The sequence below is a fragment of the Anabaena sp. UHCC 0451 genome, assembly GCF_034931405.1.
In the GTDB taxonomy this organism is placed as follows: Bacteria; Cyanobacteriota; Cyanobacteriia; order Cyanobacteriales; family Nostocaceae; genus RDYJ01.
Map to the genome: position 1 here is coordinate 44,085 of NZ_JAYGHA010000004.1, position 14,486 is coordinate 58,570.

General features: G+C 38.6%; 16 protein-coding genes. 7 read left to right on the forward strand and 9 right to left on the reverse strand.

The window, feature by feature from the left end:
* Positions 1 to 120: 120 nt before the first annotated feature.
* Positions 121 to 327, reverse strand: a complete 207-nt coding sequence (locus VB694_RS04115; RefSeq protein WP_323359043.1) for a hypothetical protein — start codon at positions 325 to 327, stop codon at positions 121 to 123.
* A gap of 269 nt (positions 328 to 596) precedes the next feature.
* Here VB694_RS04115 and VB694_RS04120 point away from each other — a divergent pair, with 269 nt between their 5' ends.
* Positions 597 to 1,397, forward strand: a complete 801-nt coding sequence (locus VB694_RS04120; protein ID WP_323359044.1) for a Tab2/Atab2 family RNA-binding protein — start codon at positions 597 to 599, stop codon at positions 1,395 to 1,397.
* 9 nt (positions 1,398 to 1,406) lie between these two features.
* Here the strand turns inward: VB694_RS04120 and VB694_RS04125 are convergent, their stop codons facing one another.
* Both VB694_RS04125 and VB694_RS04130 read right to left on the reverse strand, forming a co-directional pair.
* Positions 1,407 to 2,210: an SDR family oxidoreductase gene (locus VB694_RS04125; protein WP_323359045.1), complete on the reverse strand. Its 804-nt coding sequence runs from the start codon at positions 2,208 to 2,210 to the stop codon at positions 1,407 to 1,409.
* A gap of 262 nt (positions 2,211 to 2,472) precedes the next feature.
* Positions 2,473 to 4,572 (reverse strand): amylo-alpha-1,6-glucosidase, encoded by a 2,100-nt coding sequence (locus VB694_RS04130; RefSeq protein WP_323359046.1) that lies wholly within the window; start codon positions 4,570 to 4,572, stop codon positions 2,473 to 2,475.
* A gap of 232 nt (positions 4,573 to 4,804) precedes the next feature.
* Between VB694_RS04130 and VB694_RS04135 the strand changes: the two genes are divergently transcribed.
* The 3 genes from VB694_RS04135 (at position 4,805) to VB694_RS04145 (ending at position 6,811) form a co-directional block, all read left to right on the forward strand.
* Positions 4,805 to 5,416, forward strand: coding sequence for a peroxiredoxin (locus tag VB694_RS04135; protein WP_323359047.1), 612 nt, complete (start codon positions 4,805 to 4,807; stop codon positions 5,414 to 5,416).
* A gap of 160 nt (positions 5,417 to 5,576) precedes the next feature.
* Positions 5,577 to 6,125, forward strand: coding sequence for a peroxiredoxin family protein (locus VB694_RS04140; protein ID WP_323359048.1), 549 nt, complete (start codon positions 5,577 to 5,579; stop codon positions 6,123 to 6,125).
* A gap of 35 nt (positions 6,126 to 6,160) precedes the next feature.
* Complete coding sequence (locus VB694_RS04145) at positions 6,161 to 6,811, forward strand: glutathione S-transferase family protein (RefSeq protein ID WP_323359049.1); 651 nt, start codon at positions 6,161 to 6,163, stop codon at positions 6,809 to 6,811.
* Between the two features lie 66 nt (positions 6,812 to 6,877).
* Here the strand turns inward: VB694_RS04145 and VB694_RS04150 are convergent, their stop codons facing one another.
* From VB694_RS04150 to VB694_RS04165, 4 genes are all read right to left on the reverse strand, one after another.
* On the reverse strand, positions 6,878 to 7,864 hold the full coding sequence (locus VB694_RS04150) for a J domain-containing protein (RefSeq protein ID WP_323359050.1): 987 nt from the start codon (positions 7,862 to 7,864) through the stop codon (positions 6,878 to 6,880).
* Positions 7,865 to 8,033: 169 nt separating this feature from the next.
* Positions 8,034 to 8,495, reverse strand: coding sequence for an AAA family ATPase (locus tag VB694_RS04155; RefSeq protein WP_323359051.1), 462 nt, complete (start codon positions 8,493 to 8,495; stop codon positions 8,034 to 8,036).
* Between the two features lie 81 nt (positions 8,496 to 8,576).
* On the reverse strand, positions 8,577 to 9,866 hold the full coding sequence (locus VB694_RS04160; protein ID WP_323359052.1) for a glucose-1-phosphate adenylyltransferase: 1,290 nt from the start codon (positions 9,864 to 9,866) through the stop codon (positions 8,577 to 8,579).
* Positions 9,867 to 10,020: 154 nt separating this feature from the next.
* Positions 10,021 to 10,485 (reverse strand): DUF29 domain-containing protein, encoded by a 465-nt coding sequence (locus tag VB694_RS04165; protein WP_323359053.1) that lies wholly within the window; start codon positions 10,483 to 10,485, stop codon positions 10,021 to 10,023.
* Between the two features lie 163 nt (positions 10,486 to 10,648).
* On the opposite strand from VB694_RS04165, the gene VB694_RS04170 reads away from it, so the two are divergent.
* Together VB694_RS04170 and VB694_RS04175 are read left to right on the forward strand one after the other, a co-directional pair.
* Positions 10,649 to 11,050: a helix-turn-helix domain-containing protein gene (locus tag VB694_RS04170; protein ID WP_323359054.1), complete on the forward strand. Its 402-nt coding sequence runs from the start codon at positions 10,649 to 10,651 to the stop codon at positions 11,048 to 11,050.
* 30 nt (positions 11,051 to 11,080) lie between these two features.
* Complete coding sequence (locus tag VB694_RS04175; RefSeq protein WP_323359055.1) at positions 11,081 to 12,526, forward strand: glycoside hydrolase family 13 protein; 1,446 nt, start codon at positions 11,081 to 11,083, stop codon at positions 12,524 to 12,526.
* Here the strand turns inward: VB694_RS04175 and VB694_RS04180 are convergent.
* Positions 12,523 to 12,768 carry an HNH endonuclease gene (locus VB694_RS04180; RefSeq protein WP_323359056.1) on the reverse strand — a complete coding sequence of 82 codons (246 nt, stop codon included), beginning with the start codon at positions 12,766 to 12,768 and terminating at the stop codon, positions 12,523 to 12,525. The genes VB694_RS04175 and VB694_RS04180 overlap by 4 nt on opposite strands.
* 92 nt (positions 12,769 to 12,860) lie before the next feature.
* Here VB694_RS04180 and VB694_RS04185 point away from each other — a divergent pair, with 92 nt between their 5' ends.
* A complete protein-coding gene (locus VB694_RS04185; RefSeq protein ID WP_323359057.1) occupies positions 12,861 to 13,403 on the forward strand; it encodes an REP-associated tyrosine transposase in 543 nt (180 codons plus the stop codon).
* Positions 13,404 to 13,504: 101 nt separating this feature from the next.
* Here the strand turns inward: VB694_RS04185 and VB694_RS04190 are convergent, their stop codons facing one another.
* On the reverse strand, positions 13,505 to 14,239 hold the full coding sequence (locus VB694_RS04190) for a PEP-CTERM sorting domain-containing protein (RefSeq protein WP_323359058.1): 735 nt from the start codon (positions 14,237 to 14,239) through the stop codon (positions 13,505 to 13,507).
* Positions 14,240 to 14,486 lie beyond the last annotated feature (247 nt).

Here is a 14,486-nt window from a genome sequence, read left to right on the forward strand (position 1 = left end):
GATTTTTTCAAAATTCAAACATGAGTCCTGTATTAGCAAATTCAGATTAATTTCACCCAAACGAATACATCCCCACCTGCTTAACTCTAGAGATGGGGAAATAATAATTACATGATTTGCTTAACGAGAGGGATTACCCTGATTAGGACTCCCCGCTACTTGATCTTCACCGGGTGCTTCTGGTTTAGCTGTTTCTCTAGCATCACTTTTTTCAGTATCGCCGGTTTTACGAATTTCTGCATCAAGGGGAGTTTGATAACCACCAGAAGCTGCTGGTGTACTCTCTTGCTGTTCAGATTTTTTTGTTTTCTTAGCTTTTGAATTCATGAATTGAATAAACTCCGATATAAACTCCGATTAATCTGGGCATTATTTTAGTTAGTCAAGAAGTACAAATTTATCTATCTATAATCTAGTTATGAGAAATTTCTTTATCTGTCCTAAGTATTGTTTTTAATTTCGTCACTTCATACTTGCAGAAATAGACAAAATTGCCAAATTGATCTGTTATTGATCAAAAAAATAATTTATGATTACTTAATTGTCCCTGTTTTGTGCTAAAAATTAAGTTGAACTACAGAGGTACAGAATTAAGAATGAGTCTAGTTTGGCAGGTTGATTTTTATCGCAGTCCTCAAAAGGATGCAACAGAACAGGTATTATGGGAGTTGTTGATTTGTGATCCAACTCGCAGCTTTGAATATGTCGCTACCTGTCCCCAGTCACAAGCTAATTCAAAGTGGCTGACAGAACAGTTTAAGTTAGCAGCTAAAGCAAAATTACCAGATATCATCCAGTTATTTCGTCCTCAGTCTTTGAGTTTAATTACCGCTGTGGGAAATAATTTAGGTATTAATATTGAAGCTACCCGTCACACTTTAGCATTAAAAAAATGGTTGCAAGAAAAGCAATATCCTACAGTTATTGATAAACTACCACCAACACCATTACCGGAAAATCTCTGGGGTGAAGAATGGCGTTTTGCAAATATTCCCGCAGGTGATATTGTGGATGAGTTTGCAAATCGTCCGATTCCTGTTTTGCAAATACCAGAATTTCTGCAACCGATTAATCTAGGTTTAGCGTCAACTGTTCCTATTCCCGGTGTGATAATTTATGGTGGTAGACAATCTCTGCGTTTAGCAAGATGGTTACAAGAAGCTCATCCTGTAAGTTTAAATTATATCGCTGGTGCGCCTGATGGTTTGATTTTAGAAGCTGGTTTAGCAGATAGATGGATTTTGGCAACTTTTGAAGATGCAGAAGTTACAGCAGCAGCAAAGGTATATGAACAGAGAAAACAATTAAGTAAAGGTTTGCATTTTTTATTGGTGCAACCTGATAATTCAGGGATGACTTACAGTGGTTTTTGGTTATTACAACAGGAAAAACTTTAGTCTTCCTAATTATTTCCTTAGTTCGTGCATATTTCGCACGACTTTTGTCACTATGTTTCTGGGTGCAAATCTGACAGATTTCACTAATATATTATTTCTCAGACCAGGTATAGCAATAGTTTTGTTTGCCATTAAACTATCATAGCCTATTTTAGCCACCGTCTCACTATTCATCATTCTATTAACATGAGAAATTTTGGCTTCTTCCATTGCAGCCGCTTTTTGAAATTCTGATGTTGTCGGTCCTGGACAAAGAGTAGTGACTGTTACCCCTGTACCTTCTAATTCATTAGCGATCGCTTCAGAAAATGATAACACATAAGCTTTAGTGGCAAAATAAACTGCCATTAATGGACCAGGTTGAAAAGCTGCAACTGAAGCCACATTTAATATCTTACCATAGCCTTGAGCAATCATATCTTTGAGGAACAATTTAGTTAGGTGGGTGAGACTAACTATGTTTACCTGTAACATTTTTAATTCTGTGGTCAGGTCAGTTTCGCTAAATACTCCATAAGTACCAAACCCAGCATTATTAACTAATACATCAATTTTAATTCCAGCTTGCTGTAATTCGGTGAATATTTCTGTTGGAGAAGTTGATATAGATAAATCTTTAACTAAAGTTTTGATGGAAATACCAAATTTTGGGCTAAATTCCTCAGCAATTATCGCTAGTGTTTCTGCATCTTTATCTACTAAAACCAGATTGTAATTATGACCAGCAAAAACATAAGCTAATTGATAGCCAATTCCATGCGCTGATCCGGTGACAAGAACAGTTTTTTGTCGAGATTTATGATTATTTTTCATTTGATGTAATGGTTAATTTAACTTGAATAAAGTGAAAATGTTCTGATATGAACAGTATTGTAATTGACTTTTGTAGCAGTCCCATTAACCTTATGAGTCTCAAATGAAAAAATCTGTATTCCCTGATTCACTCTTTATTTACAAACAGTCCTAAGTCATCAATTAATAATTAGGACTAAAGCTGCGTGTCACACCAAAAATTATTAAAAATGTACTAACTTTGGCTTTCTTATTTGCGCCTTTGCGCCTCTGCGTGAGAAAATCATTTAAAATGCCGTAAAACCTCAGCAACAGACCAAGCTTGAGCGATCGCACCCCTAGATATATGCGGTGCATCACCATCAAAAATTTCCGAAATTGAACCCAGACAACCATCAGATAAAAAATGATCTAAAAGTGGTTGCCAATCAAAAGGTATAGGTATTTGAGGATAAAAACGCTCCCAAGCCCGGATGTAGGCACCAATTAACCAAGTCCAAACAGTACCTTGATGATAAGAGCGATCGCGTTTTTGTGGACTACCCTCACATTTCCCCATATATTCGGGATCACCAGGATCGAGACTTCGCAAACCGTAAGGAGTCAATAATCGAGAAGTTGCTAAATCTAATACTTGTTGTCCCTGCTGTTCAGAAAAACCGCAATGATGCAGAGATAATGCTAAAACCGCATTAGGGCGAATTTGCGAATTTCTTCTATCATCTAGATCAATCACATCATATAAATAACCTAACTGCGGATTCCAGAACTTTTGTAAAGAAACTTTTACCTGTTCTGCTTGCTGTACATAGCGTTGTTTTTGATTATTTAAACGTAGAGAATTGTCTATGTCTTCATGACTCAAACGTTCAGCCCATTTACTCAACCAACATAAAGCCGAATACCACAAAGCATTAATTTCCACTGGTTTACCGCGACGGGGTGTAATAGGTAGTCCTTCCACCATCGCATCCATCCAAGTCAAAGCCACACCATTAGCATCCCAAGAAAGCAGCCCATCCATAGCATCAACTTGGATATTGTAGCGAGTACCACCAATAAAAGCTTTGTAAATTTGCTGGACAACTGGGAACTGCTCTACTAAAAATTGCCAATCTTGAGTAGCTTCTAAGTAAAGTCCTAAAGTTTCAATCCACCATAAAGCGGCATCAATACTATTATAAAATGGTTCGCTATCCACATCAGGAAAAGCATTAGGTATCAGTCCATAACGACAATAACGCCCAAATGTTTTTAGCAGTCCTTTGGCTATATCAAAACGTCCTGTAACTAAGGTCAATCCTGGTAAAGCAATTAAAGTATCTCTACCCCAATCATTAAACCAATGATATCCAGCGATAACTGTTGGACCGGCTATGGAATCACGATAAACAATAAACTGATCACTGGCTTTGAGTAATTGTTGAATAGGTGACAGGTGACAGGTGACAGGTGACAGTGAAGAAGAGGGTGTGGGGTGTAGGGTGTAGGGTAAGAATTTTCTCCCCATCTCCCCATCTCCCCAACCGAAAATCTGAGCCAGTCTTTCTTGTTCTGCGTCTACTGTTTCTGTAAAGCTATCAGGTGAGAGAATTGGTTGTTCAGAGTCGGGTAAACCTACTTTGGCTTCTAGGGTGACTGTATCTCCTGGTTGGAGGTTAATTGTTAAATAACCGGGACTATAAAGGTCTTGGCGATCGCCTAATCCTCGTTTTGTTTCTGCTGGTAAACTATAATTCCAGTACCATAATCCATCAACTTGATACTTTCCTTGTGTCCAGCGCAGATGCCAAGGTGTACCAAATTGATCAGCATTACTCATTTGTAAACAAACTAACTTTTGACTAACTAATTGAGAACATTGTATTTTTTCACTCCCAATTTGTTGATGATGAAAATCGCGATCGCCTATAAACAATCTCAACCTTAAAATCCCTGCATCCTTACCTTCATAACGATACTGAATCAAAATCCTCTGAATATTCGGTATTGATAATTTATTCTCCCCACCTCCCCATCTCCCCATCTCCCCACCTTTTCCCCGCAACCCATTTGGCATCACCAACTGTCTGGTTAACTGCCAGTTATCCTCACTCCAAACCCATTGGGGAACTGGGTTAATATCGAAATGGTTCAGGAATTTATAACCTGTTGGTTCAATTTGACCACTACCCCACACATTTGTCCCCAGTGCTATGACTTTTCCTGATATTTCTAAACTTGCTTCTAAGTGTGAGAGCAGTAATTTTCTTCCTGAAGGTGGATTTGTTACTGCAAATAACCAACCATGATAAGTCCTTGTCTGTACATCCGCAACTGTACCACTGGCAAAACCACCCAAACCATTAGTCAACAGCCATTCTCTAGTATCTAAATCAGTCATGTGATTTTGGATTTTAGATTTTAGATTTTATATCTTAGATTAATTCCACCTATCAATCCTGGGGTTTGAAACATGAAGGAATGATTAGTCATCAGCTACTCAAAATCGTAATGACTATGATATAGTCGTAACAGATCGTAATCAAACTGTAAAAAGCGTAAATGGGTGAGTTTTCATCGACCCCGAATTTCTACGCTAAAAAATAGATATAAGTTGAAGGAGAACTAGATTAATGACACTCACTTACGGATCAGAAGGATGCCTTCGAGTTGGTCAACAGGCTCCCGATTTTAAAGCCACAGCCGTAGCAGATCAGGAATTCAAGGATATTAAACTTTCCGACTATCGTGGTAAGTATGTAGTCCTGTTTTTTTACCCCTTAGACTTTACCTTTGTTTGCCCCACTGAGATCACAGCATTTAGCGATCGCTACGAAGAATTTAACAATCTTAACACAGAAGTTCTCGGTGTTTCCGTTGATAGCGAATTTTCTCACCTGGCTTGGATTCAAACAGATCGTAAATCTGGCGGTGTAGGTGATTTAAATTATCCCCTAGTTTCCGATATCAAAAAAGAAATTAGTGCCGCTTACAACGTTCTTGATCCCGCTGCTGGTATTGCTTTGCGTGGTCTGTTTATCATTGACAAAGATGGTGTCATTCAACACGCCACAATCAACAATCTAGCATTTGGTCGCAGTGTTGAAGAAACATTGCGTACCCTACAAGCTATCCAACACGTTCAATCTCACCCCGATGAAGTTTGTCCTGCTGGTTGGCAACCTGGAGAAAAAACAATGGTTCCCGACCCTGTGAAGTCCAAAGTTTATTTCGCAGCAGTTTAGGTAACTGGGGATTGGGGACTGGGGACTGGGGATTGGGGACTGGGGACTGGGGACTAGGGACTAGGGACTAGGGACTGGGGACTGGGTAAGATTTTTCCCAATCACCAATCATTAATCACCAATCCTCGATGAATTTTTAACTTTTATTTTTTAATAATTTATGCTGACATCAACAGATTTTACTGGTTTATTTAATGAGAGATTTTTTCGCAATCTTTTACCAAAACCTGCACTTGACGAGTTTAGGTTGGGAGTAGGAACGCCAGATTTTAAATTATCAGATATTACCAATAATCGTACCGTAAAATTATCAGATTATCGTGGTAAACAACCAGTTTTACTGGCCTTTACCAGAATTTTCACAGAAAAGCAATATTGCCCCTTTTGCTATCCCCATATTAAAACCTTGAATGAAAATTATCAGGAGTTTGTGAATCGAGGTATAGAAGTTTTAATGATTACTAGCACTGATAAAAAGCAAAGTCAAATAGTTGTACAAGACTTAGATTTAAAAATGCCCTTATTCAGTGATCCTAGTTGTTATGTTTTTCGGACTTATAAAACAGGACAAGCACTAGGAGCGCCTTTACCAGCGCAATTTGTGTTAGATCAAGATGGCAAATTAGTTTACAGACATTTATTTTCTTTTTTGGATCATAATGCCAGCGTAGAGAGATTGTTAGAGCAATTCAATCATAGTAAAGTGTAAAATTTTAATTATGTCTAATTATTTAGGTTTTTTTGATGATTACGCTTTATCATACGCCGATTTCTCCCAACTCACGCCGAGTCTGGATTACGCTACTAGAAAAAGGATTAGAATTTAAACTGGTAGAAGTTAAACTAAATGGAGAACAGTTTAAACCGGAATTTTTAGCGATTAACCCTTTCCATCACATTCCAGCCTTGGTAGATGATGGTTTTAATGTAGTAGAGTCCTTAGCAATGTTGGATTATTTAGAAGCTAAATATCCAACTCCTTCGATGTTGCCAAAAGATGCAAAAGATTTAACAATAGTGCGAATGGTAGAAATGGTGAGCGTAAATGAATTATTACCTGCTATTACACCGCTGATGTCAGTAATGTTAGATTTACCGGGAAAAAATGCAGAAGCAATTGAGCAAGCTAAGACAAAAATTAGCACTGCATTGAATTTTTTCGAGAACCAGCTTGATGAACGCCCGTACTTTGGCAGTGATAACCTAACTTTAGCTGATGTTGTAGCCGGAAGTATAGTACCCTGGTTGCCAAAAGCGGGTATATCCTTAGATGAATATCCAAAATTAAAAGCTTGGTGCGATCGCTTAGTTGCACGTCCAGCATGGGAAACTACCCAAGCGACACCAGAGATGATAGAAGGTTTTAGGACATTGATAATGTCCAGAACGGCATAGTATACGAGGTGACAGTGAAGAGGGAAGAGGGAAGAGGAAATAAGTTTCTTCTGCCTCCTGCCTCCTTTATAATTTGACTTGAGCCAAATGACTGCGGGGGTTGTAGGTGCGAATAGCCCGGATTTTTTCATAATATTCCCTCTCTTGTGGACTGAGGTCTTTAGGTGGTGCGATCGCCACCTTAACGAATTGATCACCACGTCCACCTTTAGCTAGAGGCCAACCCTTACCACGTAAGCGCAGAGACTGACCAGAACGAACTCCCGCTGGTAGCTTCACATTAACACTGCCATCGGGTGTAGGTACATCAATAGCAGCACCTAAAGTAGCTTCATCGGGGGTAATTAGCACCTCACAGACTAGATGATCACCCTCAATTTGAAAAAAAGAATGAGGTTGGAGTTCCACCTTTAAATACAAATCTCCCCGTTGTTGAGTCATCGGGTTAACTTGACCTTTGCCTCGTACCCGCAAACGAGTACCAGTTTTTGCACCTGCGGGGATGCGAACATCTATAGTCTCATTCCCCAAACTAAAGCGTTTTTGCACCCCAGCGAATGCTTCAGCAAAAGTTAAGCTAATTACAAACTCAGTATCTTGAGTTGCACCAGCACTAGCATCTTGAAAACCAAAATCGCTAAAACCGCTACCTGGTCTACCAGTAGAAGAGCGATAAGAGTAACTTTGTCTCTTAGTTCCAGGTCTTGCACCACCAAATAAATCATTGATAAAATCGTTAAAACTGCCGTATTCACTGAAGTCAAAGCCACTCATATCAACACCAGCAGCACCAGCACCAGGGAAGCCACCTTCGCCTACTTGCTTCCAGTATTGACCATATTGATCATATTTTTTACGTTTATCTGGGTCAGAGAGAACTTCATAAGCTTCGTTAACTTCTTTAAATTTTGCCTCGGCTTGCTTATTAGCGGGGTTAACATCGGGGTGGAATTTACGGGCTAGTTTACGAAAAGCCTGTTTAATTTCTTCTGGACTGGCAGTTTTACTAATTCCTAAAATTGAGTAATAGTCTTTAAAGTCCGTTGCAGCCATCTACCAGCCTCCTGTAAAAATTTAAGTTATTTTTTTTTCTAAGATATGAGATTTACTGTTTGCCAGGTATAATGCCTGGGAGCAGAATTATTGATATTAAATTAGCAAAGAATATCAAAAATTGAGTGTGGTTGTCGCTCATAGTGGCAGCGAAATTCCCGTACTCCCGTCATTGGGGAAAGCAAATCAGCTGATCTAGTCCATCGTCTAAACTAGGAGGAGCATCCCGGAGTTGGCGGTGCATTCGCAAAATGACTTCTTCAGGAACGTGTCGGTTACGCTGTTTATTCCGTGCTAAACATAGCCATACTGGAGTTTTTAGCCATAACCCGGTAATGTGAGTAAAACCGATATGACGGGCTAATTCTACCATTTCCCGGCGTTGTTTTCTCTGGGCATTGGTGGCATCGAAAATGGTGGGTATACTTATGCTAGTGGCTTGCTGAAATTGCCTTTCTATTTCTTGCCAAATTAATAGCCAAGATCCTTGAGTTGCTTCTGAACCAAAAAGCTGCCCCCGGATAGCATCTGTGGAAATTAACCGCATCTGGGGGCATTCTGTTAGTAGTTGTTTGGCCAATGTTGACTTACCACTACCAGGAAGACCAATCAGCAAAAGTAGTTTAGTCATTAGTCATTAGTCATTAGTCATTAGTCATTAGTCATTAGTTATTTTTTCCCAATTACCAATTACCAATTACCAATTACCAGACTAAATGATTGTGCCATCAGGAATTACAGCATTTTTGAGAACAACTACAATCCCACTACGAATGTAAAAACCTTGTTTTTCCCGTTCGGCTTCTTGGACATTATCTTTATTGACAATTTTCACATCATGACCGATGCGGGCATTCTTATCAATAATGGCTTTGCGAATGATGGTGTCTGTCCCAATACCCACAGGGATGTCACCTTGTTCTAGGCTACATTGGCGTTCGACAGAGGGTTGATAATAGTCTGCACCCATGAGTAGGGATTCTTCAATTATACAGCCTGATTCAATCCGCGATCGCACTCCCAAAACTGAATGCTGAATGCGGCAGTTTTTCAAAATACAACCTTCGCCAATCATTGATTCTGTGATATCACAATTCAAGAGTTTAGACGGAGGTAAATAACGAGCGCGGGTGTAAATTGGTGCTGCTTCATCATAGAAGCTAAAAGGCGGCATTGGTTGTTGGGTCAGGGCTAAATTAGCCTCATAAAAGGCTTCGATTGTTCCAATGTCTTCCCAGTAGTCATCAAATAAGAAAGCTTGAACGTTGTGATCCTTAGCTGCATCAGGTATAATTTCTTTACCAAAGTCAGTCCGTTCTAAAGATTCTTTCAACAGTTTGATCAAAACATCTTTTTTAAAGACATAAATCCCCATCGAAGCGATGTAGGGTTGTAATTCAGCTTGTTCTTTGGTTAAACCCAGTACGGTAGTATCCACACGCATTTGCGCTAAAGCGTCACCTTTGGGTTTTTCGCTAAAGTCAATTACTCTACCGGAGTCGTCGATTTTCATCAAGCCAAAATCGGAAGCACGGCGATCATCAATAGGAATGACAGAAAGGGTAATATCCGCATTTGTGTCCCTGTGACGCTGGATAAACTGACGGTAATCCATGCGGTAGAGGTGATCACCTGATAGAATCAGAAATTCGTCTACATCCCAATCTTGTAACATCCAGATGTACTGACGCACAGCATCAGCCGTACCTTGGAACCAGTTGGGGTTTTCAGGTGTTTGCTGTGCTGCTAACACTTCCACAAACCCATCACTAAAGCCGCTGAAGTTGTAGGCGCGGGCGATGTGACGATTCAGGGAAGCTGAGTTAAACTGTGTCAGGACGTAGATTTTAAATATCTCTGAATTGATGCAGTTGCTGACAGGGATATCTATTAAGCGATATTTCCCAGCCACTGGTACTGCGGGTTTAGCGCGAAGTTTGGTTAGCGGATACAGCCGAGTACCCGCACCCCCACCAAGTATGATTGCTAAAACTTTTTTCACAAAATTTCTCCAGACTGCCTTTCAACTCTCACCTACAGTTTAGGACTCTATGTGGCAGCTGATAAGGGGGGATCAAAGAATCTTGGGGAAGAATTTTTGAGAAGGTGGTTAGGTACGGAAAGTAGAACTAATGTATTAACAATTGTAGAGAATATCAATTAGGTAAAAAATCATCTTCTATTACTTGTAGTAGATGATATGGACAGATCACAGGAAAAGATTCTCTTGGTAAACCTGTTTCAGCTTTTGCTTGCTTAACCGCTTGTGTATAACATTCTGTAAAAATTTCCTCTAGATAGGGTTTGAGACTGGGAGAATCCTGGAGTGATTCTTGAACACGTCTACGATGTTCAATGATGCTTCCTTCCCAGCTACCGCTTCTCTTGTCAGGCTGAAATTGCCATTTGAGCAAATGCAGTAAAATAACAATCAGATTGCTTTTGAGACTTTTGCGTTCACTTCTTCCCATGTCGCCAATTTCTTCGATCAGGTTTTCCCAGTCGACATTTGCGTAGTCCTGACTTTGCAATTTTGCCACAGTTGTTTCTATCCATTGCAAGTAGTCAGTTTCATATAAGGTTGGGGAATGGGTTTTTAACAAAGACATGGCTGTTTCCATAGCTTTTACTTTGATTGTAGTTTATGAAACTAATAAATGGAAAGATGATCCTTTATTTAAAAAACCATTTCAAAAAGATACTTAATTAAGTTAATGAAAAGGAGTTCTTACCTCCCCAGATCCCAAATGTACAACCCTTGATTGATTAAAAAGTGATTAAAGTATGACTATCACACTGGACAGAAAAACCTATGGTTCTCTTTTAGAAGAATACCAACCTAAAGTTATTACTTCTGAAGCAGAGTATAATATTGCCATTGAATCTATTGAGAAATTGATGGAATGTGGAGAAGAACTTTCTCCAGAAGAAACTTCTCTATTAGAATTGCTTTCTATTCTTGTAGAAATGTATGAAGATTCCCAATTTCCTTTAGAATCAGCATCTCCTCAAGAAATTCTCTTACATCTGATGGATGCACGAGGACTTAAACAGGCAGATTTAGTTGATGTTATCGGTTCAAAGGGTGTAGTTTCAGAAATTGTTAATGGTAAAAGATCCATTAGTAAAGCACAAGCTAAAGCTTTAGGAGAGTTTTTCCATGTTTCTGCGGTACTTTTTATTTAAGATTCACAATTTCATAATTTATTAGTAGATATGCAAATTCACACACCAGACTGGGTAAAACACGCGGTTTTCTACCAAATCTTCCCCGATAGATTCGCTAAAAGCACACAACCCCATAAACGATTATTAAATAATGCAAAATGGGAAGATTGGGATGCTACTCCCACACTCCAAGGTTATAAAGGTGGGGATTTATGGGGAGTTGTAGAACAATTAGACTATATTCAAAGTTTAGGAATTAACGCCATTTACTTTACTCCGATTTTTCAATCAGCTTGTAATCACCGTTATCACACCCATGATTATTATCAAGTTGATCCATTATTGGGAGGTAATGAAGCTTTTAAAGAATTACTCAATGCAGCACATCAACGGAATATCAAAGTAGTTCTCGATGGCGTTTTTAATCATGCGAGTCGTGGGATATTCTTCTTTCACGACATATTAGAAAATGGACCTCATTCACCTTGGGTAGATTGGTTTAAAATTCAAGGTTGGCCACTTGCACCTTATACGGGTGATGCACCTGCAAATTATGAAAGTTGGGCAGGAATTCGCTCTTTACCAGTATTTAACCATGATAACCTTGATGTACGTGAGTACATTATGGAAATTGCCGAATATTGGATTAAATTTGGTATTGATGGATGGCGTTTAGATGTACCTTTTGAAATTAAAACTCCTGGTTTTTGGCAAGAATTTAGAGAAAGAGTAAAAGCAATTAATACCGATGCTTATATTGTAGGAGAAGTGTGGACAGATTCCCGCGAATGGTTAGATGGAACGCAATTTGATGGGGTAATGAATTATTTATTTACTGGTCCAACTATTGCCTTTACCGCTGGCGATCGCGTAGACTTAGAACAGGTAAAAGGGCGGGATTATGAAACCTATCCACCATTATTTGCTGCTGAATATGCGGAAAAAATTGAGGATTTATTAAAACTTTATCCTTGGGAAATTCAACTAACACAACTGAATTTACTCGCAAGTCACGATACAGCGAGATTAATTACCATTGCGGGTGGTGATATTGCAACTGTAGAATTAGCCACTTTACTTTTATTAACTTTTCCTGGTGCGCCAAGTGTGTATTATGGTGATGAAGTTGGTTTACCAGGTGCATTAGATCCTGATTGTCGTCGTGGTTTTCCGTTAGAATCTAATTGGAATTTGGAAATACTGGAAACTCATAAACAATTAATTTCTCTACGTCATAAATACGAAGCTTTGCGGATTGGAAATTATCAAGTTCTTTATGCAGAAAGAACGCTGTATGTATTTGCGCGAATTTTGGGAAATGAGGAATTAGTTATTGCAGTGAATGTGGGTAATGAGTCAGTTACAGCTAGTTTTGATTGTAGTCAATTACAAAATCAACCTGATCAAGTTTTATTTGGTAATGGAGAAATTGATTGGAATAGTAACAATCTAGGTTTAACTATTCCTGCGCGTAGTGGTTGCATTTTAGGTTAAATGTCGAAATGTCGGTGAAAACGATTGTCAATTTTATTTGTTTTGCTTTTATTACAAGTTAAACAGAGAGTTTGTAAATTGCTAATATCGTTTTTACCACCACGAGATAAAGGGATAATATGATCAATGCTGAGGTTAGTTTCTTGGGAAGTTTTACCGCAGCTTTGACACTGATATTTATCCCTTTGAAAAACGTAGTTTCTGACTTCTGGAGGTATGGGAATGCGTGGGGTTTTATTCATATTAATTGACGAAACTATTGATAATCAAAACAGTCGCTACGGGGTAAAGTCAAGGTTATAAAACACAACTTTAATCAAAGGATATTTATAGTATGGAATATCGCCGCGCCAAAGTTGCAGGAGGAACATACTTTTTTACAGTGGTGACAGATAAAAGACAAAAAATATTATGTTTACCAAAAAATGTTTGTTTATTAAGAGATGCTTTTGGTTATGTAATGCAGAAACATCCATTTATTATAGATGCTGTTGTTATTTTACCTGATCATCTCCACTGTATTTGGACTTTACCAGAAAATGATCATGATTTTTCTACCCGTTGGCGGTTAATTAAAAGTTATTTTAGTCGTAAATGTGAAACTATTTCACCAGAAAATATATCTATATCTAGAAAAAAGAAAAAACAACGGGCTATATGGCAATATCGTTTTTGGGAACATTTAATTAGAGATGAAATTGATTTTCAAAATCACGTTGAATATATTCATTACAATCCGGTGAAACATGGTTTGGTAACAGCACCAAAAGATTGGGAATATTCAAGTTTTCATCGCGCTGTGCGTCAAGGTATGTATGACATGATGTGGGGTGCGGGTGAGGAAATTATTTTTGATGATGATATTGGCAACGAGTAGGTTGGGTTATAGCTTGCTTCTCGTAGGGTAGGGTATGAAATGAAACCCAACATTAAACATAAAATATCATGGTGCTGGATTTCATTTCTCTGAGAGCGAAATTAGGATAATTTCAAATCCCGTTTTCTTTGCAATAATTTACCTACTCCTAAGATTAACCCTAGACCAAGAACATTAGAAGGCTCAGGAACAGATTGAGTAGTGGCTTGAACAATACTACTAGCTTGGATGTTGGGAACACCACCACCAGGTCCCGAAATATTTATGTATCCGAATCGCATCCCTGTGGTTGTTACAGATCCAGATGCTCCAATTGTTCCACCAGGTCCAAATCCTAAACTTGCTAATGTGATAGAGCCAAGGTTATTAAAGCTTTTGTTGGCGGAAGTTAAAACAACTGGGTTTCCGTATACAGAAACGGATGCTGTCGAACCAGTGGGTGTAATGCTCAGTTTTGTTACTGTATTTTTAGGATCAGCCGCAATCGCCCAAGGTGCATAACCACCACCTTTTGCTGCATTTAGGTCGTAGTAATTGGCCGCATAATCTACTACTCCATCACGATTGAGATCCAAAGCGATTGAATCATCAAATAAACCATCGAAAGCAAATGTGAAATCAAGAGAAGATACTACTTCTCCAGGAGTTCCCGTAACAGTTAGGCTAAATTCATCATAGAATGATCCACTGGCATAGCCTGGAGGTGGACCCCATGAACCGTTATCAGTAATTAGATTTACGGAACTAATTGTATAAGCTTGTGCTGGAGCAGAAATAAGCGCAAGTGCTGCAACTGTGAAACCTGCTAAGAAAATTGATTTATTAGATAATGGCATGATGGACTTTCTTTGTATTGAATGTCGTATAAACTTAAAAATAAATATAGATGGAATTACTTAATACAGTCAACCCTAATATCGGCTGAATTATTAATCTTCACAGATTCTTTACTAAAACTTTATACAGATAACTGTTTGTCGTCTAACAAAAGGTTACGGGATGTTTATATGCAATTCAAAGGTTTTAGTTCCGTAGGTTGGGTAGAACGAAGTGAAACCCAACATTAACCACAAGATACCAATG